The organism is Sphingobacterium sp. Ag1, from assembly GCF_000988325.1.
GTDB lineage: Bacteria > Bacteroidota > Bacteroidia > Sphingobacteriales > Sphingobacteriaceae > Sphingobacterium.
In genome coordinates, this window is record NZ_LBGU01000043.1 from 183,231 (window position 1) to 206,909 (window position 23,679).

Sequence of the window (23,679 nt, forward strand, 5' to 3'; positions counted from 1 at the left end):
AGCGGAAGACTTCAGCCAAGCGTAGAATCGCAGCGATAAAAAAGGATGCAATTGTGACATGACAAAACTTAAACTTTTACTGACGTGAAAGTTATGGTCGGGTGGAAGTCTTCAACCGAAATAATAAGAAGTATGATGTATTAACAGAATTTGGGCGGCTGCCAAATGGAAGTTATGAATGTATCCTCTATAAACTGATCATTCCAAACAGCGGTATTGTTATTTTTTTCGGGTAAGGATCTATTTTTAATTTTGATAGCAGCAATTTGGGGGCACACAAAAACAGCGTTGTATGAGGTTGTATGCATCATAAAAGGAAGTTTTTGATCTTTCTCATAGTCATCGTCATGTGGGTGATTCTCTAGGTGGTACCCACTGTAGTGTACGTTCAGAAAATCGACGACAGAGAGGCTTGGATTTTTTACTTTGTGCTCAAAATAATGCTCAATCAACAACGGAAATCTCAATAATTGTGAAATTTCGGTTGCCGACGCGATGTAAATCGTCAAGAAGCATATAGCCAGCAGCTTTTTCATCCTAAACAAAGCTATAAAAAAATACCATCCACTGTCGATTACTTCCAAAAGTTTTTTGACTTTTCTTTTCGGGATTCCACATTTTTAACTGGAAAGGTACAGCGAACAACATCCAGCGAGCGATTTATGGAAGCTGATCGAGAAGAAATTCGAAAGTATACTTCGGTTTATATCCAAGTAATTGCATTGCTTTATCACTGCGGTACACTCTATCTATCGATGCAGGGAAACTCCAGCCTTTCTGTCGGTATATTTCAATCGCTTTTGGAACACGCGTAGCAATAACATTCAATGGATTGAATTTTAGTTCAATTAGATCTTCAATTTCAAAAGGTGAACCGCTCGAAATATTAAAAATCTGAAACGATGTGAAGTCGGTTTCAATACCGAGTCGAAGGGCTTCAGCGCCATCTCTTTGATCCAGTCCCCGATACAAACGATGGTTTAGCATGAGGTTATCGGGTTCTGGAAGAAATCTGCCGACTCGATAAACGCTGGTCATGAGCTGTTCTTTTTCGAAAAAGTCTCTACAGAGCTCTTCACAGGCCTGTTTAGTAATGTCATAAATATCACGGGGTTGTATTGTAAGTTCTTCTGTTACCCATACCGCTTTTTCCGAATCGACAAGAGCCTTTCCGTATATGGAGGTTGTAGAGGTAAAAAGAAAACGTTTTACTCCGTTCGTTACACAGGCATTTAACAGATTTAATGTTCCTGTTATATTGGTATCTATAAAACTTTGCCGGCTATAATTCAAATCCATATGTCTACCATGCAGTGCTGCCGTATGAACAATGGCATCATAACTACGTGTGAATTCAACCACTGCCTCAGTTTGCTGTATATCTAAAAAATGTTCGGTGGTGTCACTTGCTAATAAATCAATTCCTGTAACATTATGCCCTGCCCGACGAAGATTCCGAACTGTTATACTTCCCAATTTCCCCGAAGATCCTGTTACCAATATGCGCATATAGACAAAATAAAGCAAAATTTGCAGGTTTTGGTATTCCATTAATAAAAAAGAGCTGAAAGATGAAACATTAAAATATTAATCAAACTTTTCAACGTTCTGCAGCGTTTTATTGAAAAACAAACAAAATGATTGCTGAACCTTAAAAAATTGACTAACCTGTGAACGATATGTGCTAAAGCATAGTCACAGCCATAACAGGTTGCTTAAGGCTAGGTATAAATTTTACAATTCTTTTAACGTATTTGTTGATCAAAATTTATTTCGAATGACTAAAAATACCCCACAAAAGGTAAATGACCATCTTGCTAATGAACGAACTTTCCTTGCTTGGATCCGGACGAGCCTAGGGATTATGGGATTCGGTTTTGTAGTTGTTAAATTTTCATTATTTATTCGTCAGATTGAGCTCATTTTAAAAAAAGATGTAGTTGCAGGCTCGCAGCATGAACATTCTGGCGCTGTTGGCGTTTCCATTGTAGTCATAGGTGCATTGACAGTTATTGTCGCTTTCTTTAAATATCGTAAAACGAACAAACAAATTGAAGCGGAAAACTTTACTCAAACTTCAAATAGCATCACGATTGTGGCTGTGTTAATTTTTGTCATAGGTATTATTCTGAGCTGGTATCTTATCGATGGTCTTTAAGGAGAAAGCGTTAGATCTAGTTCGCGCTGGAATGATTATTCACGCTAACTAGATCTAAATTGACCGTGCATTCGCTATTTACGATACGGGCAAAATATATTATTGCGATGTACACTGCGCGACCGTTATTTGCTTTATTGCGCTACGTTTTTCTAGAAACTGTCGTAGGGCGATCATCAAAAAAGCAAGAAAACCAAAGCCCATCGTAAGCCATGGCGAAAATTCTACACCTTTCGAAACGATAATCCAGCCACCTACGGTAGTTCCCAAGGTTACCCCAAGATTGCCAAATGAAGTCGCTAGACTATTGGCAAATTCTAGCGCCTCGGGTGCAGAGGAAATCATATAGGTAGATGCGTTTAAGAAGCTAGGAGAATAAAGAAATCCCCACAAGGCAATCGTACAGACCGTGGCGAATAGATTGCCATCGGAAAAATACAGTAGTAAGGGGATAATAAGTGTACCCGATAAGAAAAAGGCCGTGGTAAACGTAATATTTCGGTTGAGCATTTTCCCTGCAACCCAGTTAGCAATCACTCCGATAATACCAAATACAAATAACATATAACTAACCATGGTACTGTCCATATTCTTTGCTTTGTTTAAATACTCGGCGAAGTAACTATAGGTAGAAAACCAAGCTGATACCATAAAGAAATTCATGGCGGTGCTGACCAAAAAGATGGGCTTGGTTAATATTTTCATTTGACTTCCATAGGTTTTTTTTTCTTTCACGGGCAACGGAGGAATGGTAAGATAGATCGCCAATAGCGCGATTATACTGACAACTGCCTGTATTGTGAAAGAATATGTCCAGGAAGAGAGACTGGCAATGTAGGTGGCGAAGGGGACGGTTGTTACCATGGCTATCGCAACACCACTGAAAACAATACTCATAAGCTCATTTTCATTTTGTTTCCCCCCTTTTAAAATGGCGACAGACAATGCTGTTGCAATATAGACAGGTTGGAGAAAGGCCGGAAGAATTCTTACAATAAGCAGTAACCAAAAAGGAGGGGATAATGAAGAGACAATCGCTGTGACTAAGAAAATAGCGATGGCAGTTAACATGACTTTCTTGCGGTCGAATCCCGAAGCGAGTAATGTCATAAATGGCCCAGTTATTGCAATGATCAAAGCAAAAGCACTCAATAAATAACCTGCTTTATCGATACTGATATGATAATGATCGGCTAGTTGCGGTAAGATGCCAATAATGCCAAACTCTGTTGTGATTACTGCGAGAAAACCCAAAGCGCCTATATATGCGTATTTTTTCATAAATAAAAACTGTTGTGTATGATTAATTATACGAGCAAATGTAAAGGCAAATACTTGCTTCTGGGTGTCAAGCAGCTATTTGTGTGTTACTAACAAATTTGTAAGTAATGGAAAAAGAAATTGTTATATTGGTCGGATTGTGGCGAACCCAAGGAAGGAAGAGAATGTTGTTTGATGTATAGCGCTTAAAGTCTGACTAATTGCTTCCATGATGGATTTTATACCTTATTTCCTGTAAGGCTACTAAACTTATTGCCAAGTTTGTCCTTATAAAAATCGCCTTCCTTCTTAAAGCTTCTTGCATCTACTTCTTCAAGCAACTGGTTTTTATAAAACACATTTTTTGTGTCTTTTCCAAAATCATTGCCCAAGGGTATAAATGTTTTTACATCGGCACCTGGGATTATTTCCTGATTATAGAACACGTGACTTTTGTCTTTTGAATAGGAGTTGCTTCTGTAAGAGTCAATTTCTTCATCAATAGGATATAATTTAAAAGAGGGGGCATCAACATGCGCATATTTAAAATCTTTTCCTCTGAATAGGATAGTTTTATTGTCGATATTGATATGGTCCTGATCAAGCACACGAATTTTGTGAATGGTGTTAAATGGCCTCTTTACAATAGCTAACCCCTGTTGAAATGGCGGATAATAAATCGTGTCATAAATTTTTATGTAATATTTGTTAATCGCTTCAACGTTTCCAGTATTGGCTAAAATTGCCTTAAAAGTACCGATATTAGGTGAAATATATACGGAGTCTTTATCCTTTAGAAAGTAATCGTTGATGAACGAAAAGGTGTTCCTGTCGACTTTTATGGGATCATTCGAATAGAAGTAATGATCCTTGTCGCGTGCCCAGTTTATATGACCCGCAACCGCTTCATATGTCTTCGGATCTGCGCCTTCGATAATATGGAAGCCCAGGACCTGATCGATATAATAAACGTGAAAACGATCTTTTGGAATCTGCTGGTCAACATAAAAGGAACTTTTGTCCACAAGTTTTTGGGGCATCCCACGAAAATAGACCGCATTTTTGTCTTTGGCGATATCTTCTGACAGGACTTCAAACGATTTGGCGTCAGCCTGCATTTGTGAAATACCCAAGCTAAACCAATTTCCATTCTGACAATAAGCGATCTGCCCTTTCGAATCAATAAAATAGGAACCCGATTTTTGTTTATTGACGGGTTGGCCAATATTTCGACAAGAGATAAGAAAACAAGAAAAAATACAAGCTACAAAAAAAGCAAGTTTTATAATTTTTGTAATGCAGATATGTGCTAACATATTCTTTTTTTAATTAGTTATTACCAATTATTTATGAGGGTAATTGCATAAAACTTGCCCCAATAACCTTTAATGAGTTGTCAATGCGTTTCCAGGTTCTAAAATACCGGAATTTTCCTTCGAGTGGTGCCCCCATAACCTGACCTTTGGCCGTCATCGTAACGACTGAAAGTGCGGTATCTCCCACGAGCTTGATCGCATCGATTTCTGTTGTGGCTTGTTCAATAATCATTGCCTTTGACCTATGCGCATTTAGATCCATTTCTTTTGTTAGCATTTGGCCATCTGGCGCAATTGCTACCAGGCTATCGTACAGAAGGAGGTCAAGAGCATCTACATCACTTGCTAACTGAGCCGCAAAAAGCTGATTCTCAGCTTCGACAATATCTTCTTTTGTTATTTTGTCCATAGTTAAATCTGATGATTACCATCTTTGTTTTAAGTGTTTATTATTTTAAAAATACTAAATCATTGTTGAGCTTTCGCCATTTGACAATTTCTTTTTTGCGCGCTATGTTCCACGAGAACAGTAACTGTTTAAGTTCCTTATGACAATTTGAGATAATTAATTACACCTTCTTTTAGCTCCTTATTTATTTAGTGTAAGTAGCTTTTTAGCCAGATATTTTCATAGTCTGCACGCTGTTAGTACTATACGGAGAAAAGCGGCAAAAAAAAAAGGTTACTGGTTCATGCTTTTCGTGTCGGTTGCAGTAATATAATTTTCAGGGGATATAGTTGTAGCTGTCTAGCTACAAGGGTGATTGGTTATGGCATTATTTCTGTCTTCGAAATTTTTGGATAATGGGAGAGTTTTATTGAAGGTAGGGTCGAAAATATTTTAATTTATGATGTTCTTTTACAGCGCGTGTGTTACGTTACAATGGATTGTTTTATATTTTGAGTTACGAATTTGTAGCATGTTGTAGTCGATTTGTTGTCATTCTAGTGTGTTTTTGTGGTCAAATTGAAGCCTTTTAACCCTTGATTAAGTTTTGAATTTTTGGCTTATTTGTTTGAGAAAGATTTCAGCCATAAATCAACTGCCAATGAAAGGTTCCTGCCGAAAAGTAACAAGATACAGATGCTCAATTAGTTGTTGTACACCACTTATCGGTCGTTTACATTGATCAAAAGCTGTTATATGAATCTTATTTGAAATCAAGAAACTAATAATTAAAGGTCTTATCATGGTAAAGGGTTTATTTTTTAATCAAAAAATTTCTAGAGATATTACAAGGTCAGGATATATTCCAGTATATGCCATAAAGATGAAAAAAAAGCTCTTTTATTCGTTGGAAAAGACATATTTAAGTAAAGGATATGTTACGCCGTTATTGCATGTGACCTACCAATGGAGAACGAAAGGATTGTTAGGAAGTGGCGCCAAGGATATTCAATTAAGTCAAAATGGACAGGGAACTGAAATTGTTGAAGTGTTGAACACAATTGAAAGAGATCTTAAACATCGACAATATCATAGTATATTTTGGGGAAGCATGAGTGTCATCCTATTTCTTATGATTCTTACGTTAAGTTTCTTCTTCAGGATAAAATATAAAGCTCAGACAGATGAATGTATAAAACTAAGAATACGGAATGATGATTTAGAAAACCGACTAAATGCTGAGCTTGACTATCAAAAAGACGATCGGATGAAATTGCTTTCTCAAATACAAGTACTACAATCACAAAATGAACAGATGCAAAAGGCTGCTCTTTTTGATGCATTGCAGATCGAACGCAAAAATAAACTCCTTGATCATTTGAAGGTCGTACTCGTAGAAACTGAGGGCAATGAACATGCTGGTGTATTTGAACGGATGATAAAAGATGAACTGCGATTTGATGAAGTAACGGGACAACCTATTCGCGAATTTCAAACCATCAACCCTGATTTTTTTCTAAAGCTAAGAATGCTGTCTGAAAACAAGATCACTGCACTCGAATTAAAGCATTGCGCATACATGTACCTGCAGCACAGTACACTTGATATTGCGACTGCATTTCATATTGAACCCAAAAGTGTTCGTGTGACGAAGTATCGAATAAAACAAAAGCTGAAATTAGAAAAACAGGTGGATCTCGAAGCCTATTTGCAAAGTCTAGTTTAGACCGAGATGATAAGCTGTGATTTATTTTTTAGGGCACATTTTTTATTGCTTTCCGCTGAAGCCGATAGGTTGTTTATTTGGGTTAATTTGTTTGATTTTATGTTTTGTATTTTTCTTTACGTTTTTATCTATTTGTTTTATAGTTTGTTATATTCTGAGGTGGACTACGTTTGTATCGCATTATACCGTATTCTTCTGTTTTACTTGGTTGATTATTAGGTTGTTGTGTCTTGTGTGGTCAAATTGTAGTCACGTTTGTGGTCAAAATGTAATCTTTGTTTTTAAATAATTTTCTTCTTACGTGTGTAAGTTTGCGTAAATGTTGTTGGTAATGTTGTTTAGGTCATTTTTAGGCTTAACTCAATTAAGTATCGACTTAATTAAACCAAATTTTAAAAAAAAATGAAAAAAGAAAAGAAAATCTACGAAGCACCTACTATGGAGGTGCAAACAATTGAGCTGGAACAAGGGATTGCTGCCGGTTCGGGCGGTACGGGAACTCCAAATCCTGGTGTTGGCGATTGGGGAAATGGTTCTGGAGGCGAAGGAAACGGTGATTTATAAACTAACATCTATTTATTTAAATTAACAATTTTATGAAAATATCACGTTTAAAGCGTTTAAGTTGGAGCGTTACATCTATTGCCTTATTGTTGGGAAGTACAGTTACATTCTTTGGATGTTCTAAGGAAGACGGTCGTATTGATCAGACTGAGGAAGGGACAAAACTGGATGGTACGAAGCTGGTTCTCAAAGTATCGGGCATAGATGAGACACAGCAGACAGCATCTATCAAAGGTAAAGCCAGTACAAATTCGACCAATTTGAATGGTCCAAAACTGTTGGAGTTTCCAGAATTTGACGCATTGATTGAAGTAGATAATAATATTCCATTTAAGGCGGCCCAGTTTACAACCAAGGCCGCAGCAGCATCTGCACAAGGGGCACGTGCCGCCGCGATGGACAATGGCATTACTTATCGTTTATTCTTGTTTTCACAAGACGGCAGCCAATTGATATCATCTACCCAATTTACAACAGGTAGCCAAGGAGCAATTGATGTAACGCAAGGCCAAACCTATAAATGGGTAGCTTTATCTTACAATAATGGTGAAGATATCCCTAACATAAATACGGGCAATACAACCATTGCGCTTCCAGCGGGAAAAGATGTGTTGTATGCAATGGGTGAGGTTGCTGTGCCCACGGGGAGTGCAAATGTGAATGTTCCGATCAACATTCTATTTAAACATAAATTTGCCCGCTTGGGGGTAGAACTAAATTCGATGGGGATGTTCGCTAATATGACGGGGGCTAAGGTAGAGATCGCAGGAATAAAAACTGCCACAATCGATGTTGTTAACGGTACACTTTCAAACTTAATTTCTGCCGATCAAGAAATAGCCTTTTCAAGTTTTGCGGATATTGACCCGGCTTACCAAGATGCAAAAATCGCTTATGTGTATACTGCGGACCCGGCAGCGGTGTCTGGTGGGATAAAAGTAAATGTTTCAAACTTGGCTTTGAAAATAGATGATAATTCAACGCGCCAATTCTCATCGACTCCAGCGAATTTTGCGTTCAATATTACACCAGTATTAGGAAACAGCCATCGTTTATTGGTCAATTTGTTAGAATCACCTTTAACTGTCGACGGGGTAAGATGGGCGAGACAGAATATTTATTATCAGGCAGGACATAATCCCTATCGTTTTCACCATACCTATGCGCATTCAAATGCCAGAAATACCTACTTTTCATTCAAAGGGCTAGTGCCAGATCGATTCGGGGTCAATAGTGATCCTTGTAACGAAGTTTACCCAAAAGGTGTGTGGCGCCAAGCCAGTGAAAGCGATTTTCGGAAGCTGACCGGCTTTTTGGGAATTGGTGGTCAGAGTCCTACATACGGGACAAGTAACGGTAGAGGTTATTTTGAATATAACGCAAGTGGAACAGCTGCACCATATCCAAATAACAAACTTCACTTTAACTTCAATGGAGGTAGTACCTCTTTCGCTGTGGTGAATGGTCTTGTACAGATCAATCTGGGCAATTTTGGAACACGCGCAGAAATCTGGACCGGTTCCTCGGGTATTAAAATTGGAGGACTACTTGGGTTGGGTGCCTGGTATTACCACGGTGAAAAAGGAATCTTCGGGAATAATAGTGCAGATCTGACAGCAAATCTACTCAACATATCTGTCATTGGTATAGATTTGATTGAGACACAGATGAAAAATGTGCGTTGTGTAAGGAATTAACATCGCGTTCTTATGATGATTAATGAGCTATTTAATTAGAATTTTGGATTTTCGTTTAAATAGCGATAAAAGCGACCTGTTTTACAGGTTGCTTTTTACAATCATAGTGACCTGTTATGTTCCCCTATCTTTAATTAAAAACGCCCGATTGCGTACGCGATATGAGCGTAATGAATAGCCAGTTATAAAAACCAGTTTAATGAATGAAAATAATAAAGCTAGACCTCGATTTACAAAAGAAGTGAAGACGGACGTCATCAATGCAATTGTTAATGGCGAGTTGTGGCTTGAAGAAGCCATGGAAAAATATAATGTACAGGATAGGAGGACAGTCATCATCTGGCTAAGAAAATATTTGCGCGATAGTAATAAACTTACTTAATACTTTGTTATGTCAAATATTGAATAGGTAGCGGATAGCATATTTAACAATTTGATAATACCTGATTCTTAACTTCGCGAAACAGCTTAGTCAGATTAAGGACGTGAATTATATTATTATTGTAGGGGCCACCCAGGCATTATTGGCATTGGGTGTTTTATTAAAGAATAGAAAAAATAATGGACAGCATGATAATATTCTTTCTTATTTATTAGCCTCCATATTTTTGCATTTGGCAATCAGTTTTGCTCTGAATGTTTTTTGGCCCCATTCAAAAATCCACCAACAGTTTAACACATTTATTGCTTTAGCTTATCCAGGGTTACTATGGTGTTATGTGCGCTATCTCGAACATCGCGGGAAACCCATTGATGTTCTCCTTGCTATGCTTCCGTCTATAGGTGCTTCAATCGGTTATTTTTGGATTGCTGCTTATGTAATTAAGAATGCTGGGGAGCTACCGCCATTTATAAGAAAATACAATTCGACGTCAGGTTATGCATATACGATATTATATATTGCTTACCCTTTAAAGATTTTGGCTCAGATAAAGTCGATATCGGTGTTCTGGAAATTGGAAAAAGGGATGGTTAGGTTGGCTGCATTTTTACTCTTACTAATAGGTCTTGCATTTCTTATCATCACGATCTGGACTCAGCTGTTTGATGTAACCCCTTATTTTTCTTTTATCCATTTGTGGCTTCGCGTCGTTATCTATTTGATATTGTCGATTATCTGTATCTCGATTATTTATGTAAAAATAAGCTCTTTCCTCTATGTCCATGTTTATCAGCTGGAGGAAGCCAAGGAACAGCTATCTGTCAATAATGAGAAAGAACCGATCGGTGTCGAAAGTAAAAAACAGCGCTCTTTTCCTGTGGAGGAAAATGAAAAGAATAGCAGCTTGGACTATGCAGGTATTTTGGCTAAGGTAGAGTATTTGATGTCCAATCATAAAGTTTTTTTGGATCCCGATCTGACATTGGAAAGTCTAGCGGCAAAAGCGGATGTATCGCGCCATCACCTTTCAGAAACCTTAAATCAATACAAAGAAAAGTCTTTTTATCAGTATATCAATGAATATAGGATTAAGGAGGTGGTGATGCTGATGGATAAGTGCAGAAAGAAAGGCGAAAGTATTCATATTCTCTCGTTAGCATTTCAGGCCGGCTTCCATTCCAAATCTTCATTTAATCAATATTTTAAAAGAGTCCAGGGTTGCACCCCATCGGCCTATCTCAAGGACGCAGCGCATTTCAATCTACTCAAGGCCTAATGGCTTACTGCAGCATTTCCGAGTTACGTTTACTTTTCTCTATGGAAAAGGCGTATTTCTACGTCGTTAACCCGGTGCCAATTTATCGATAACCTAAGCTTAATACAAAATTAATTTTTGTAAATAACATATATACAGTTTGTTGTGTTGTTTGTCGTAAGCGATAGGTACTTCTTTATCGAGGAAGACGATCTGTAGTTTATGAAACATCAATTTCGTATCAAATAACAAAAATTGATTACATGATATGAAAAGGACGTTACTCTTTTTGATTGTGTTGATGCCTTTTTTTATACAGGCACAACAAATTACGGGAACTGTTACTTCAACTATTGATGAAGTATTGCCCGGAGCAACAGTACAAGTTGGAACGCTGGCGGCACAAACCAATTTAGATGGTAGATTTACATTGATTTTAAAAGAAAAGGGACATATTAGGCTTTCTATTTTCTACACGGGCTATCAGGTGTTCACACTTGATACAGTAGTTTCCCAAGAAGGGATCCATTTAGGGAATATTAAATTGGTGCCTTCCAATAATAGTCTCGGTGAAGTTGTTGTTGTTGGTTCTTCTGCGGGCTCTCAAGTCAAAGCATTGAACATCAAGAAAGGGGCAAATGCCATTATGGAAGTGTTGGCGGCAGACGCCATTGGTAAATTGCCCGATCGAAATGCCGCCGAAGCTGTACAACGTGTTCAAGGGGTCTCCATTGAGCGGGATCAAGGAGAAGGACGCTATGTTTCCGTACGGGGTACACCAATCCAGTGGAGCGCTTCGTTGTTAAATGGAAATAGACTTCCTTCAGCTAGTCTTGATTATGCTGATAGGAGAATTCAGATGGATATTTTCCCATCGGAAATGATTCAATATGTACAATTGTCAAAAGCTATTACTCCCGATATGGAAGGAGATGCTATTGGTGGATCCATCAATTTTATTACCAAAGCGGCCCCTCTTAAACGTACACTCAACATCAATGCCGCTGGTGGATATAATGGGCAATCTCAACGAGGTTCATACAATGGTTCTGTCCTTTTTGGAGATCGTATTGCCAAAGGTAAATTAGGGTACATTCTTTCTGCAGTAATCTGGGACCGAACAGCTGCCCAAGATCGATACAATCTAAACTATGATTTTGGAAACAGCGACAAGCGCCAAGCTTTTTCCATTACAGATCTTCAACTGCGCGATTATATTGCCCATAGGCGTACTGTTGGGTTTAATGGAGGGCTGGAATATGCCTTCAACGAGAAACACAAAATTATGGTCAAGGGCTTATATAGTGAATATCTAGATGCTCAGCGTGTGCGGGAAAACTATTTCTATTTTAATACTAAGACAGCAACGATTACAACAAGGACGGCAGATTATCATACCAATCTGTATTCCGGAGAGCTGAGCGGGCAGTCTGTTTTTTCAGAAAAATTAGGCTTGGACTGGGCACTTAGTGTCGATCATTCTTCATTTAAATTTAAGGATCCCGACTACTACCCGATGGCTACTTTCTCCCAGAAGGTGTCCTACGAAGGCATGGCTACAGATGGAAAGAAATACTTGGCGATGGATTCACCCGACGGAGTAGGGGACAATATTGATCGAATCCTGCCACATCTTTCACCTTCCTCTCCAATTAGTGCAGAGGCTATGAAGTTGACACAAGTCGTCAATATTAGAAGTAAAAACGAGGAGAGCAACAAACGTGCTGGCGTCAATTTAAAATATACACCGAGCAATTCATTGACCGTTAAATTTGGTGGCAAATTTATTCACAAAGACAAGAAGGTAGAGAATCCGTATAGTATTTATGTGGCCGGTGTCTCAGGACCTGCTCCGAGCTTAGCTCGTTTAGGGACTGAATCCTATCCGTATCGTGGCGGTTTTTTGACGGAAATAGGATCACCTTATAACAATGTACTCATTGACCAGATTTCCGTGGAATCCGTAAAGCAGCTTGCTTCACCAGCAGGAATTGCAGATAACAAGTTGTACCCCTTCCGAGTCGATTCCGCTACAAATGCCTCCGGAGCGGCCAACTATTACAGCGGAAGGGAAAATGTCTACGCTATTTATGGCTCCGCGGAGTACAAACTGACTGAGCAGTTTACCCTTATTGCTGGTTTACGAAACGAATATAACAAAGTCACTTTTTCGGGTAACAAAGTATCAACGCTTGCCGATAAATCTACGCATGTTGAAGCTATCAATCAGGACAATAGCTACAATGCCTTTCTGCCTATGGTGCATGTAAAGATCAATGCAACAAAAAACGATATTATTAGACTTGCATTCACACGAAGTTTTGCGCGCCCTGATTTTGGAAATCTCAATCCAGGTACGGTCCAGGATGATATCAATCGTGTGATCACACGCGGAAACCCTAATTTGAAACCCACTTTTGCCAGCAACTTTGATCTAATGGTCGAACATTATTTCGGTGGAATAGGCATGGTTTCAGCAGGCGCTTTTTATAAAAAGCTTTCTAACCTGATTTATTCCAATCAGTCTACGCAAAATATCAATGGTATCATGTTCAATGTCAATGAACCGGATAACCTCAAAAATGCGTGGCTCGCAGGCTTCGAAGCCGGCATATCAAAGAGGTTTACCGAATTTCCCGGAATATGGAAAGGATTTGGAATCGATGCGAATTATACGTTTACAGATTCAAAAGCTACAGTTCCGCGCTTCGACAATGGAAAATTAATGGAAGATAAGAGTACGATTCCTAAACAGGCCAAACATCTTTTCAACGTTTCTCTAATCTATGAAAATAGCAAATTTATGGCTCGTATTGCCGGGAATTATAAGGGGAAATATCTTGATGCTATTCGTCAAATCGCCGGACCAGAACATTACCGATGGTATTCGAGTAATTTTTCAGTTGACTTTTCTTCTTCTTACGCTATTAACGCCAAGTTTAGGCTATTTGCCGAGTTAAACAATATTACTGGTGCCCCGGTACGCTATTACCATGGTGTATACGATCGTGCTGAGCAGGCTGAATGGTATTCTGTCCGTGGTCAAATTGGTATCAGTGCAAAACTTTTTTAAAATGACAACAATGATGAAATTGAAACAAATCACTTTAACCGCAATATCCCTGCTTATAATGGGTATTGGAACGAGCTTTGGCCAACAAACCGAACTGGCAGAGCTGGACCAACTAAAGATCAACCAGATTCAAGTCCTTGGGACACACAATAGCTACGCTAAACCCGTGGATCCTCGTCTTTCGGCTTATGCAGATCCTATTTTTTCAAAGATGATGGAAAAGATGTCAACGCTATTCCCTCTAGATAAACTTAATTCCTTTAAGGAGTTTCACCCTAATGCGATGTCCATGAGTGAAGGATTAAAGTACGACCATCCACCTTTCGATGTGCAACTTGATAGTGGAATCCGTAGCTTAGAAATGGATGTATATTATGACCCTACTGGACATCGCTTTGATAAACCTGCGGGCTATGAGCTCCTCAATAAAATGGGGGTTTCGGATCTTGCTCCGTATCAAAAAGAGGATTTGGAAAAGCCTGGTTTCAAGATGCTTCATATTGCTGATTTTGATTTTCGATCACATTATACGACATTCCGTGCTGGTCTTACAGCGCTACGGGAATGGTCTGAAAAGCATCCCGGACATCTCCCTATTTTTATTATGGTCGAGGCCAAAGACAAAGGGATTCCGATTTTTCCTAATAGTGCTGAAGTACTTCCATTTGATGATAAGGCTTTTGATCAGTTGGATGCTGAAGTTGTTGCGGTATTGGGAAGAGAAAAGCTTGTTACACCTGACGATGTACGTGGAAACTACAGCACTTTACGTGAGGCAATACGTTCTGGTCATTGGCCCACTGTTAAATCCGCTCGTGGTAAATTTATCTTCCTGCTGTTGCCGGCAACAGCAGGAATGAACCTTGAATCAGCGTATGTTAAAGATAGGCCTAATCTTGAGAAGCGTATCATGTTTGTCCAGTCGGAACCCAATGATAGTTTTGCTTCATTTATACTATTGGACAATGCTTTGGTTCGTCAGGAAGAAATTCGACGTTTGGTGAGGGAGGGGTATATCGTACGTAGTAGGTCTGATATTGAAACCTTTGAAGCAAAAATCAATGATTACAGTAGGGCTAATGCTGCTTTCAGCAGTGGAGCTCAGATCATTTCAACAGATTTTTTTCGACCTGGAAATGGTTATAATACTTCTTACTATGTAAAGCTACCTAGTGGTAAGGTGGCCCGTCGGAATCCGGTGAATAGCATGAAGAAAAAATCTAAGGATATGATATCTACAAAACGGTAGGTCTGTCGGTCGCTATTGCAAATACACTTGAATAAATGAACAGGTAAGGTCGTTCAGAAATTTTCTGAATGATCTTACTTGTTCACTCAAGCTTGTTCAGCAATTGAAATAATATACACGGTCGTTTTCTCTTCAAAAACGCTATTGTTGTACTTTTTTCCTTACGTTAGCCTCTTTTTACTTCTTTGGTTTAGGCAGCTCCTTAATCCATATATTCTTAAAATCTACGGGTTGACCTTCACTCTGTAAAGCGATAAATCCACTGCTGAGCAACTTACCATCGATCTTCATTTTGGGGTCATACCCATTGGCCGTTCCACCTCCAATCTGAGGTTTTGAATATTCTAGTACGGTATCTCCGTTAATGATGTGTTTGATTAACGAATCTCCCAATACAATCAATTCCCCTTTAACCCATTGATCACCATCATAGGTCTTCGAAGTAGAATTTAAACAATGTGAGGAAGCTATTTTGCCCTGATAGACCACATTGGTTCCAGGGGAACACATATTTCCTGTAGGACGGGGTTGACCATCGCTCAATCCTCCTAAAAGTTGCATTTCGACAGAAATAGGCCAGTCCTGTTCTTTCAACATTGTTCTGGGGTCCTGCGAATGGAACATCACGCCGCTGTTACGAAGCGTATAGGAGGGGGCACCTTTATGGAGCGCGCCTACAAATCGATATTCAAACTTTAAATGATAATAAGAAAAGGGTGTTTTATAATATAAATGGCCAAATTGATCATTAAAATTATCATACTGATCATATCTGACCTTAATTATTCCATCTTCGACTCTAAACGTATTTCCGTAGTTCACACCGACATCATGATGATGAATTTTAACAAACCAATCATTGATGTCTTTTCCGTCAAATAATGATTTCCAGCCAGTATTATCTCCCTGGCTTTTCATTCCTGCGCATCCTGCAAAAATAAGGCCGGTAGCTAATATGGAGTAAAGGATTCTTCGCATAACATTGATGTTTGGTTTAAAATTGGATAGCAAGATACGATATATTACACTAAATTTTACGATCTAGGGAATATCAGGGACAGTAGTAGCTCATTCCAGTTAAGCGTTGAGTAGATAATAATAGGACAATTTAAACGAAGAATCAGTGTATATTAAGCAAGTTTCGCGTCTCTTGTTAATTTACTTTTGTCAAGATATAGCTCATTACTGAACAGGTCTGTCAATACTTTTTCAATCTCGATTTTATTGCATGTTGTAGGGTTTCGTCTCGATTTTAAATAATTTTCCGCTGTCATTTTTTTTGCCAATTGTCCTACCGTTTGCAAGTCAAGCACCTTGCCGGTTTTTTGTGCAAGCCAAAGTGCAAAATGGGCGGATACCAGGCCTGTGATTCCAATTGGCCAATTAAAGTAAATAACAGCCAAGGAAGAAACATAAAAAATCGCGAGTATTAGAGTTACCCAGTAGGGTGGGCGTAGGATGTCAAGTTTAAAGCCTAAATGTCTTTCGAGTTTTTCTACCTTTAACCGTCGATCATGTTTGGGTAAAATGTTCGCAAGTGGAGACTTTATCGTGATCATTTGATGATCGATTTGAGCTGTCGAAGCAATTGCTTCACGTAACTTATAAAAAGCCTGCTGATTTGTACAGTCGCTCGAATGATCAAGTTGTATCTTATTCGTGATGTGATCGCAGAGCTCGCCAAACGTCGAGATATGCATAAGTTCTTTACTCCTAAACTTAATGTCAAATGATTTTTCGACTATAACGAGCACATCGCCAATATCGTCCGGATCTATATTTTGGAGTTCACAATCTGTCATCACATTCGTTGTATGAATTCATTTTATTATACTAATATACTTAAAATGTTCATTTGTATACTCATGGTATTCCGCTTTGAAAAATTAGAGCCCTATTTATGAATTAAAAACGTTCAGCTGGAATGTCTACTCATTAAACCTTATTTGATTTGGAATAATCTGTTATTCCAAGTTTGTTTCCGGATGGATCGTTAAATTCAACTGCTAAACCTGTCATGATCTCAAATGGCTCGCTTAAAAATACGATCCCTTTTTCCTTAAGCCGTTCATATGTTGTCTTGACATCGGCAACGGTAAACCAAATCGTCGGTTTGGTATGTTGTATTGTACTAAGAATGATTGCAGGTTCATTGTCACCTATCTTGAAAGCCGTCATTCCCTTATCCGAAAAATCGAATTTAGTTTCTAGGCCAAGTAGATTTCCATAAAATTCCTTTGCATTCTCGAGATTTTCTACGGGTAGAAAGAAATTGTCGTAATCCAATATTAAACTCATTTTGTTCAGGATTTAATTTGCGATAGGTCAATACCAAAAGCCGTCAATTGAGATGCTCCAAATTCAGTGATATAGAAATTTTTATCACTAGGATCTGCTTTTGCTAACCAGCCTTTTACAATCAGAGCCTCTAGTAAAAGTTGGCCGAGTTTTCCGCCGATATGTTCGTAACATAATTTTGCAGGCTTCATTTTATTGTTATTTTTCATTTTCGTCTCTTATATCAAGTTAATCGTTGATTTATAATTTCTTACCTGTAAAAGTATAAAACTTCAAGTGGAAGCTAAATGACCAAAATCATTGATTCAAGTGGCTATTTGACACAATTCAGCGAGCCAATCTTTGTGAGTAGGAAAACAAAATGTATGCAAATTTGGTATCTAGAGTAGGGATTTTATAATTTATGAGAAAAGAACAGGATAAAGAGCAGCAGGTAAAAAGTTTGTTTGGACGATTTAAAGGTGAATTAAGGGATCCTGCTTATGTAAACGTTGATTTTTTGGTTTTACTCGTGGACATCATCCGACCAAAGCATGTTCATATACTTTATCAGGTCGATATTCAATTTTTACTGGATTATCTCAATGCCGCACCGCAGGAGTTGGAAGGCTTTCAGCTTTATCTCAAAAGAATCTTGGCTGAAAAAGATTTTGATCAATTGATTTCTGATACTGGTATAATTAGTTATGCAGATTTTTTTTATGAACTAAAAAAAAGAATCACCGAGCGGTATTTGCCTTTTCAACCACCAAAGTCTACTTTACAATATCTGTTAAATCAGGTTTTTTATAGACCTGGGGATGCGGACTGGGTTGCCGCGATTCCGCAACATCAGTTCGATGAGCTGTTTCGTGTATCTCAATTTGAAACGATTTACGATGACAAAACGGGTTTTGGAATGACCGAAATATTGTATGGGTTGGAATTGTTGGTTCAACGTATTACCGGGCGTGCAATGGAAACAGACGTAAACAAGATGGTACCCGAGTTTCAAAATTTTGATAGCCCATTTATTGCTATTATGCGGGAGTTTACCGAATTGAATGATCGTATTTTACAATCAGAATATAAGTTTATTTCCTCGGATGATCTTTCTTATAAACAAATCTTGGTACTTCATAAGCAATGCGAATCGTATATTGAAACGGCTTTCGATAATTCACATCGTTTTGGAATTTCCATCAAAGTGAATCAATCGCTCTTACGTATGCGGCAACAACTGGAAAGGATCCGAGAAATCTTGTCGTTTTTAGTCATCGATCATGCAGATGAAAAGAGGCAAAAGACGATTGCGCTGGGCACTACACTTATTGGTTATAATTCCCGGAAAAGCAATATTCGCAAATTGGTTGGACAGAGTACACAGCTCTTGGCCTACGAAATTACGCATCATACTGCGCAGACCGGTGAGCATTATATTACCTCAAGTAAACAGGAATATTGGAAAATGTTCCGTTCAGCCTGTGGAGGAGGCCTCATTGTCGGCGTTATGTGCATCGTTAAATTATTGTTAGGTAAGATACACAGCAGTGAATTTGGTCACGCATTTCTTTACAGCATGAATTATGCGATTGGCTTTACGCTTATTTATCTTCTTGGTGCAACTTTGGCAACCAAACAGCCTGCGATGACAGCTTCTGCATTGGTGAACGCTATTGAGCAAGGGATTTCCGAACAGGGGGACAGCAAACATCGTTATTGGAAATTTGCTGAATTGTTTGCCCGATTATTTCGGTCTCAGTTTATTGCCTTTATTGGTAATGTTGTGATGGCTTTTCCGATGAGCCTTTTTCTTGTCTGGGTAATTCAACAATTGTTTCAGGTCAATATTGCGAGCGCCAAGTGGTTACATCTGGTCAATGATCTTAATCCAATAAAAACACCGCTGATCTTGCATGCGTCTATCGCCGGTATTTTTCTATTTCTTTCCGGGATTATTGCCGGCAGTATTTCAAACCGAGACAAACACAACTCCGTGTACTACCGCATTCAAGAACATCCCCTATTGAAAAAAATATTCGGCCAGGCAAAAACAAACAAAATAGCTTCGTTTTATGAAAAAAAATGGGCTGGTATCGTATCCAATATTTGGTTTGGGATCTTTATGGGAACGACAGCTTCCGTTGGACTTTTTTTAGGTTTAAATCTGGATATAAGGCACATTACATTCGCCAGTGGGAATCTGGCATTGGGACTATTTGGTCATGGGATGGAGCTATCTACTGATATATGGATTTGGGGCATTTTAGGGATTGGTATCATAGGATTCTTTAATTTTATGGTCAGCTTTTCCCTTTCCTTACTGTTAGCGTTTCGCTCGAGGAACCTTCCATCAAAAGAATTGATTAAAATGGGAAAGGCGGTTTGGATCTATTTCAAAATAAATCCAAAACTATTTTTCTTTCCACCACAAAAAAATTAAAAATGGGAAGCTTCTTCCAGTGTTAGCTGAGCAATCTTGCTATTTTAAGGTCGGCGCAACACCTATACAGCTAGCAGAAGATGTGGCCCTATCTAGACATTGATATCACCCGAAAGATCAGGTTTATCTTCATCATCTTTTTCTTTCTGCTCGGCTTGCGCTTCCTCCCTGTCATGGGTACGATCATCTTTAATACCCGATTGATTGGTATTGGGATCTCTATCTTCTTTGGAAGTGCCATCTTGTTGAGCTTCGGATAAGTCTGGGCTTGGCTCCCGTGGATCTGGGTTTGGAATGGCTGCGATGATAAGAACAAGCATGCCAACATGCGTTTCTTTGGTGTTTTTAGATCTGTTCATTTTAACGAGTTTTTTAAAAAAGAACATTTTTTGATCCATTATCGTTGGTTCAAATCATATTTTATTTATTGCCAGTGACAATTTCAACTATACCTTCGAGCGAGGTAAGCTTCAATTGTTGGCCGAAGTAACTCTTGTGCTCATCATCGATGTGTATTTCGTTGCCTTCCCATTCCATCGCCAATCGACTAGCCCGGATAGGTTTTATTTTAAATTCGACGTTGGTTCCATTCAATAGTCCATCGATATAGCTAATAAGTTCCTGGCGTTGATCGACAGTGATAATGATGATATCAAATTGTCCATCTCCAGGGTCAGCGTCAGCAGCAAGAACTAGCCGCGGTCCCATACTTGATATATTCATGATCTCAACAAGTATGCAATCTTTTTCATAGTTATTTCCAGCCACTGTGAGTCTTAGTGTGGTAGCTCGGAATGTTTCTACCAGTTTGCGAAGCTGTCTTAGTGCGGTTTTGATTTCATCTTCTGCGCTCAGCTCTTCTGTATTTTTTTTATCCATTTTCTTCATCAGTAAAGGAAATACACCAAAGCCAATGGATTCAATAAAATACAACGGCTTTCTTTCTAGCCCTATAACCATTCCTACATCGAATTTTTTAAGTTGGCAATTTTTCCAGAGATCGATAGCTTTTTCAATGTTCAAAGGAATACCAAGAGAAATAGCAATATTGTTTGCAGTGCCTTGTGGGAGTATGGCGATTGGCCTTTTAAATCGTAGTTTTTTTTCCAATAGCGCCATAATTACCATTCTTATAGTCCCATCACCGCCAGCAAGGGCAATGATGTCTGTCTGCGGATCGATTTTTTTGACAGCATCTTTTTTGGTTACTACAATGCAATTGTGGCCAAGATCTTCAATCAATTGGCATAGTTCATCTTTGTCTCCGTTTGAGTCATCCCCAGCAGCAGGATTATGTACTAACCTTATGTTTTTGCCATGTTCTTTCATAAAAGCTGAACAAAGCCTGCTTGAGATTGGTTTTCATAGAAAAGGACAGTTATGAATATACTTATTACCAATGATGATGGCATTTATTCACCGGGGATTGCGGCACTGGCAAATGCGGCAAAAGAGTTTGGGACGGTAAAGATTGTTGCGCCCGATGTGGAGCAATCTTCTATGGGACATGCTATTACGCATTCCCGGCCCCTAAGCTACCGACGTGCACCGATAACTTTTGAGGATATTGAAGCGTTTAGGGTAAATGGCACTCCAGCAGACTGTGTGGCGTTGGGTCTACATATGTTTCCCGATACGCAGGTTGTACTTTCGGGTATTAACATGGGACCAAATTTAGGCAATTCCATGTGGCATTCCGGAACTTTGGCTGCGGCAAAGCAGGCGACACTGCTCGGTATTACAGGTATCGCATTGAGCACACCCGTAGGAAAGACCGAGCCGGACTTTGAAGGATTGTATCCGTGGACAAGCGATGTGCTGAAGATTTTACTGAAAAATAAAGGCCCTGCTCTCTATAATGTGAATTTTCCAGCCAATCCGGAGGGGCTTTCCTGGACAAGACAATCAGTACGTTTATATGATGGCCGTGTGGTGCCCGGAGAGGATCCCATGGGAAGGAAAAATTATTGGATCACCGTGGTGCCATTAGAACCTGCAGAAAAGGGCACGGACCGCTGGGCAGTAGAACACAATTTGGTCTCTATTACGCCTTTACGTCTTGATCTTACTGCACATGATGAACTTGCTGTTAGAGTAACCAGTGAATAGCCATAATAGGGAAGGCGTAATGATGTGTTCGGCTGGCAGGGGAGGATTTTCAGCACAGCACAAATTTAATAGCTTTCAAGCAGTCAAATTTGTTTAGTACCTGGCATAGTTGATAATGCTAAGCGTATTTTCCTATCAGATAGGTAACTCTAGCTTTAATCCTGAGATACTATTTAACAGACCTATAAAGCATCAATGGGAATGATCATTTTAAAAGTAATTTTACTGCCCTTCAAATCTACCACTATCTTTCCCTTGTGAATTTTCACTATTTCACGCGTAATAAACAATCCTAATCCAAGTCCTTTGCTATTGGTTCCTCTGACAAAAGGCTCAAATAGATCTGTAAAATCTAAAGATTCAGAATTCATGACTTCATTTGTGACACTAAAAATGAAATTTTCGTTTCGAATAAAGGCATTTATCTTTATATCTTCATTGGGATTGCCATGTTTTATTGCATTTCCAATCAAATTCGCGAAAACTCGGCCCAATTTGTGCTGATCACAATGTATTTTAGCTGAAAGATTGATATTGGCTAATAATTTCCTATGATGCAACAGCTCAAATTCTGCTAAGATTTGCCTTATCAGTGAGTCCATGCACTTTTGCTCAATCAATCTTATTCGTCTATTTTCAAAACGTATGCTGCTGAAATCCAAAATGTCATCTATCATCCCTTTCATCCGGAAAGAGGCTTCTTCTATTTTCTTTAGTAAATTTTTATGGTTTTCGTCACTTATATTCTCCAAAAGATACTGCGATATCACCTTTACGATGCTGACTGGATTATTTAAATCATGAGCTAAGGAAGCTAAAACGAGTTCTCTGTTTTTGGAGTAATTAATCTCCTGTTCTAATTTTTTTCTCGTACTTCTATATTCAATTACAGATTTAAAGTCTATTGCAATCAAATCACCACAGACTGGGAGCAGCATTTCCAATTTACTTCGGTCAAAATGCACAGGTTCGGTGTTCATGAAACTCAGGTGTCCTACAATAGAATCACTATTGTTAATTATCGGGTAAGAAATATAACTTTTTAGACCGAATTCCTGAAGAAGGAGTGCCCATCGGCCGACAGAACATTGTTCGCTATCGGCAATGTAAATAGGTGAAAAACCCCTACGGATCTCCTGATATATTTTAACATAGGTTTCGCTATTTTTATTGACGATTGTCCGAGACTGATAATCGTAAACACACCAATTCCCCCATTTCAGGCCATCTTTCTTGCGTATCAAGCCATATCTCATTTTCGTGTGGCTGCATAATACCTCTAAAATTTTTTGACAGGAATCGAAATCGCTCCCCTTAGCATAGTGTTCATTTAATTGATTTGGGCTTATCATTATGTAGGTCGATTTGATAAATAATAGCAGTTGACTTATTGTTGAGATTGGTGTACTTCATAGTTGTTAAAACCCTTAATTGCACGAAATATAAACACTATCATCGCAAAAACTAAAAGTATATGAATAAAATCTTCAGTTATGAATCCGCCTAAAAAAGTGACCGCCCACATGATCACCATACCGATACCTGCCAAATATAATAGATCTTCCATATTAAATACGATTGTTTATTGAAGAACAATATTATCAGTGAATCGTTTCGTAATTTTATAATGCGATAGGAAAAGTTACTAAAAAGAAGCTGTGTTAAGTGAAGTCAAACGCTTTAAGAAGAATCATCAGGTTTGGAGATATTGAATATTGTTGTTATAACCAATACTGAAGTGCGTAAAATAGGTATAGTAAAGAATACATATAATGGTTATAT

Annotated in this window: 23 protein-coding genes; 10 read left to right on the forward strand and 13 right to left on the reverse strand. The window is 38.6% G+C overall.

The window, feature by feature from the left end:
• Nucleotides 1-140 precede the first annotated feature (140 nt).
• Nucleotides 141-536, reverse strand: a complete 396-nt coding sequence (locus AAW12_RS18400) for a hypothetical protein (RefSeq protein WP_046675112.1) — start codon at nucleotides 534-536, stop codon at nucleotides 141-143.
• Nucleotides 537-660: 124 nt separating this feature from the next.
• Complete coding sequence (locus AAW12_RS18405) at nucleotides 661-1,509, reverse strand: NAD-dependent epimerase/dehydratase family protein (RefSeq protein WP_197084088.1); 849 nt, start codon at nucleotides 1,507-1,509, stop codon at nucleotides 661-663.
• Nucleotides 1,510-1,777: 268 nt separating this feature from the next.
• Here AAW12_RS18405 and AAW12_RS18410 point away from each other — a divergent pair, with 268 nt between their 5' ends.
• Nucleotides 1,778-2,158 (forward strand): YidH family protein, encoded by a 381-nt coding sequence (locus AAW12_RS18410; protein WP_046675113.1) that lies wholly within the window; start codon nucleotides 1,778-1,780, stop codon nucleotides 2,156-2,158.
• 99 nt (nucleotides 2,159-2,257) lie between these two features.
• Here AAW12_RS18410 and AAW12_RS18415 read toward each other — a convergent pair whose 3' ends face one another.
• The 3 genes from AAW12_RS18415 to AAW12_RS18425 all read right to left on the reverse strand — a co-directional run bounded on the left by AAW12_RS18415 (nucleotide 2,258) and on the right by AAW12_RS18425 (nucleotide 5,143).
• Nucleotides 2,258-3,439, reverse strand: a complete 1,182-nt coding sequence (locus AAW12_RS18415) for an MFS transporter (RefSeq protein WP_046675114.1) — start codon at nucleotides 3,437-3,439, stop codon at nucleotides 2,258-2,260.
• Nucleotides 3,440-3,657: 218 nt separating this feature from the next.
• Entirely contained in the window at nucleotides 3,658-4,734 is a 1,077-nt protein-coding gene (locus AAW12_RS18420; protein WP_197084089.1) for a DKNYY domain-containing protein, read from the reverse strand.
• A gap of 31 nt (nucleotides 4,735-4,765) precedes the next feature.
• Nucleotides 4,766-5,143, reverse strand: a complete 378-nt coding sequence (locus tag AAW12_RS18425) for a nuclear transport factor 2 family protein (RefSeq protein ID WP_046675115.1) — start codon at nucleotides 5,141-5,143, stop codon at nucleotides 4,766-4,768.
• Nucleotides 5,144-6,005: 862 nt separating this feature from the next.
• Between AAW12_RS18425 and AAW12_RS18430 the strand changes: the two genes are divergently transcribed.
• From AAW12_RS18430 to AAW12_RS18460, 7 genes are all read left to right on the forward strand, one after another.
• Nucleotides 6,006-6,848, forward strand: coding sequence for a helix-turn-helix transcriptional regulator (locus AAW12_RS18430; protein ID WP_156167695.1), 843 nt, complete (start codon nucleotides 6,006-6,008; stop codon nucleotides 6,846-6,848).
• 438 nt (nucleotides 6,849-7,286) lie between these two features.
• The gene (locus AAW12_RS26745; protein WP_262506884.1) at nucleotides 7,287-7,412 is read left to right on the forward strand and encodes a hypothetical protein; all 126 of its coding nucleotides are present in this window, start codon (nucleotides 7,287-7,289) and stop codon (nucleotides 7,410-7,412) included.
• Nucleotides 7,413-7,444: 32 nt separating this feature from the next.
• A complete protein-coding gene (locus AAW12_RS18440; protein WP_046675118.1) occupies nucleotides 7,445-9,109 on the forward strand; it encodes a hypothetical protein in 1,665 nt (554 codons plus the stop codon).
• A 199-nt stretch (nucleotides 9,110-9,308) separates the two neighbouring features.
• A complete protein-coding gene (locus tag AAW12_RS18445) occupies nucleotides 9,309-9,491 on the forward strand; it encodes a hypothetical protein (RefSeq protein ID WP_046675119.1) in 183 nt (60 codons plus the stop codon).
• Nucleotides 9,492-9,594: 103 nt separating this feature from the next.
• The gene (locus tag AAW12_RS18450; RefSeq protein ID WP_046675120.1) at nucleotides 9,595-10,767 is read left to right on the forward strand and encodes a helix-turn-helix domain-containing protein; all 1,173 of its coding nucleotides are present in this window, start codon (nucleotides 9,595-9,597) and stop codon (nucleotides 10,765-10,767) included.
• A 247-nt stretch (nucleotides 10,768-11,014) separates the two neighbouring features.
• Nucleotides 11,015-13,819 (forward strand): TonB-dependent receptor, encoded by a 2,805-nt coding sequence (locus tag AAW12_RS18455; protein ID WP_046675121.1) that lies wholly within the window; start codon nucleotides 11,015-11,017, stop codon nucleotides 13,817-13,819.
• A 10-nt stretch (nucleotides 13,820-13,829) separates the two neighbouring features.
• A complete protein-coding gene (locus AAW12_RS18460) occupies nucleotides 13,830-15,068 on the forward strand; it encodes a Ca2+-dependent phosphoinositide-specific phospholipase C (protein WP_197084090.1) in 1,239 nt (412 codons plus the stop codon).
• Nucleotides 15,069-15,245: 177 nt separating this feature from the next.
• On the opposite strand, the gene AAW12_RS18465 is transcribed toward AAW12_RS18460, so the two are convergent.
• From AAW12_RS18465 to AAW12_RS18480, 4 genes are all read right to left on the reverse strand, one after another.
• Nucleotides 15,246-16,046: a DUF1080 domain-containing protein gene (locus AAW12_RS18465; RefSeq protein WP_046675123.1), complete on the reverse strand. Its 801-nt coding sequence runs from the start codon at nucleotides 16,044-16,046 to the stop codon at nucleotides 15,246-15,248.
• A gap of 152 nt (nucleotides 16,047-16,198) precedes the next feature.
• A complete protein-coding gene (locus AAW12_RS18470) occupies nucleotides 16,199-16,870 on the reverse strand; it encodes a hypothetical protein (protein WP_046675124.1) in 672 nt (223 codons plus the stop codon).
• 133 nt (nucleotides 16,871-17,003) lie between these two features.
• Nucleotides 17,004-17,366: a VOC family protein gene (locus AAW12_RS18475; RefSeq protein ID WP_231585302.1), complete on the reverse strand. Its 363-nt coding sequence runs from the start codon at nucleotides 17,364-17,366 to the stop codon at nucleotides 17,004-17,006.
• A gap of 5 nt (nucleotides 17,367-17,371) precedes the next feature.
• Complete coding sequence (locus tag AAW12_RS18480) at nucleotides 17,372-17,575, reverse strand: hypothetical protein (RefSeq protein ID WP_046675125.1); 204 nt, start codon at nucleotides 17,573-17,575, stop codon at nucleotides 17,372-17,374.
• A gap of 194 nt (nucleotides 17,576-17,769) precedes the next feature.
• Between AAW12_RS18480 and AAW12_RS18485 the strand changes: the two genes are divergently transcribed.
• Nucleotides 17,770-19,788, forward strand: a complete 2,019-nt coding sequence (locus AAW12_RS18485) for a recombinase (protein WP_046675126.1) — start codon at nucleotides 17,770-17,772, stop codon at nucleotides 19,786-19,788.
• A gap of 92 nt (nucleotides 19,789-19,880) precedes the next feature.
• On the opposite strand, the gene AAW12_RS18490 is transcribed toward AAW12_RS18485, so the two are convergent.
• Together AAW12_RS18490 and AAW12_RS18495 are read right to left on the reverse strand one after the other, a co-directional pair.
• Nucleotides 19,881-20,147, reverse strand: a complete 267-nt coding sequence (locus AAW12_RS18490) for a hypothetical protein (RefSeq protein WP_156167696.1) — start codon at nucleotides 20,145-20,147, stop codon at nucleotides 19,881-19,883.
• A gap of 61 nt (nucleotides 20,148-20,208) precedes the next feature.
• Complete coding sequence (locus AAW12_RS18495; RefSeq protein ID WP_046675128.1) at nucleotides 20,209-21,117, reverse strand: diacylglycerol/lipid kinase family protein; 909 nt, start codon at nucleotides 21,115-21,117, stop codon at nucleotides 20,209-20,211.
• A 51-nt stretch (nucleotides 21,118-21,168) separates the two neighbouring features.
• Here AAW12_RS18495 and surE point away from each other — a divergent pair, with 51 nt between their 5' ends.
• Nucleotides 21,169-21,897 (forward strand): 5'/3'-nucleotidase SurE, encoded by a 729-nt coding sequence (gene surE / locus AAW12_RS18500; RefSeq protein WP_046675129.1) that lies wholly within the window; start codon nucleotides 21,169-21,171, stop codon nucleotides 21,895-21,897.
• 182 nt (nucleotides 21,898-22,079) lie between these two features.
• Here the strand turns inward: surE and AAW12_RS18505 are convergent, their stop codons facing one another.
• Nucleotides 22,080-23,249, reverse strand: coding sequence for a GAF domain-containing sensor histidine kinase (locus tag AAW12_RS18505; RefSeq protein WP_046675130.1), 1,170 nt, complete (start codon nucleotides 23,247-23,249; stop codon nucleotides 22,080-22,082).
• Between the two features lie 35 nt (nucleotides 23,250-23,284).
• Nucleotides 23,285-23,464: a lmo0937 family membrane protein gene (locus tag AAW12_RS18510; RefSeq protein ID WP_046675131.1), complete on the reverse strand. Its 180-nt coding sequence runs from the start codon at nucleotides 23,462-23,464 to the stop codon at nucleotides 23,285-23,287.
• Between the last annotated feature and the right edge of the window lie 215 nt (nucleotides 23,465-23,679).

Bases quoted from the DNA above. Each gene is read 5' to 3' on its own strand.
- AAW12_RS18510 (WP_046675131.1), bottom strand. From the start codon at position 23,464: ATGGAAGATCTATTATATTTGGCAGGTATCGGTATGGTGATCATGTGG.
- AAW12_RS18445 (WP_046675119.1), top strand. From the start codon at position 9,309: ATGAATGAAAATAATAAAGCTAGACCTCGATTTACAAAAGAAGTGAAG.
- AAW12_RS18405 (WP_197084088.1), bottom strand. From the start codon at position 1,509: ATGCGCATATTGGTAACAGGATCTTCGGGGAAATTGGGAAGTATAACA.
- AAW12_RS18410 (WP_046675113.1), top strand. From the start codon at position 1,778: ATGACTAAAAATACCCCACAAAAGGTAAATGACCATCTTGCTAATGAA.
- AAW12_RS18415 (WP_046675114.1), bottom strand. From the start codon at position 3,439: ATGAAAAAATACGCATATATAGGCGCTTTGGGTTTTCTCGCAGTAATC.
- AAW12_RS18455 (WP_046675121.1), top strand. From the start codon at position 11,015: ATGAAAAGGACGTTACTCTTTTTGATTGTGTTGATGCCTTTTTTTATA.
- AAW12_RS18430 (WP_156167695.1), top strand. From the start codon at position 6,006: ATGAAAAAAAAGCTCTTTTATTCGTTGGAAAAGACATATTTAAGTAAA.
- AAW12_RS18485 (WP_046675126.1), top strand. From the start codon at position 17,770: ATGAGAAAAGAACAGGATAAAGAGCAGCAGGTAAAAAGTTTGTTTGGA.
- surE (WP_046675129.1), top strand. From the start codon at position 21,169: ATGAATATACTTATTACCAATGATGATGGCATTTATTCACCGGGGATT.
- AAW12_RS18400 (WP_046675112.1), bottom strand. From the start codon at position 536: ATGAAAAAGCTGCTGGCTATATGCTTCTTGACGATTTACATCGCGTCG.
- AAW12_RS18480 (WP_046675125.1), bottom strand. From the start codon at position 17,575: ATGAAAAATAACAATAAAATGAAGCCTGCAAAATTATGTTACGAACAT.
- AAW12_RS18440 (WP_046675118.1), top strand. From the start codon at position 7,445: ATGAAAATATCACGTTTAAAGCGTTTAAGTTGGAGCGTTACATCTATT.
- AAW12_RS18475 (WP_231585302.1), bottom strand. From the start codon at position 17,366: ATGAGTTTAATATTGGATTACGACAATTTCTTTCTACCCGTAGAAAAT.
- AAW12_RS18465 (WP_046675123.1), bottom strand. From the start codon at position 16,046: ATGCGAAGAATCCTTTACTCCATATTAGCTACCGGCCTTATTTTTGCA.
- AAW12_RS18495 (WP_046675128.1), bottom strand. From the start codon at position 21,117: ATGAAAGAACATGGCAAAAACATAAGGTTAGTACATAATCCTGCTGCT.
- AAW12_RS18505 (WP_046675130.1), bottom strand. From the start codon at position 23,249: ATGATAAGCCCAAATCAATTAAATGAACACTATGCTAAGGGGAGCGAT.
- AAW12_RS18425 (WP_046675115.1), bottom strand. From the start codon at position 5,143: ATGGACAAAATAACAAAAGAAGATATTGTCGAAGCTGAGAATCAGCTT.
- AAW12_RS26745 (WP_262506884.1), top strand. From the start codon at position 7,287: ATGGAGGTGCAAACAATTGAGCTGGAACAAGGGATTGCTGCCGGTTCG.
- AAW12_RS18490 (WP_156167696.1), bottom strand. From the start codon at position 20,147: ATGAACAGATCTAAAAACACCAAAGAAACGCATGTTGGCATGCTTGTT.
- AAW12_RS18460 (WP_197084090.1), top strand. From the start codon at position 13,830: ATGATGAAATTGAAACAAATCACTTTAACCGCAATATCCCTGCTTATA.
- AAW12_RS18420 (WP_197084089.1), bottom strand. From the start codon at position 4,734: ATGTTAGCACATATCTGCATTACAAAAATTATAAAACTTGCTTTTTTT.
- AAW12_RS18470 (WP_046675124.1), bottom strand. From the start codon at position 16,870: ATGACAGATTGTGAACTCCAAAATATAGATCCGGACGATATTGGCGAT.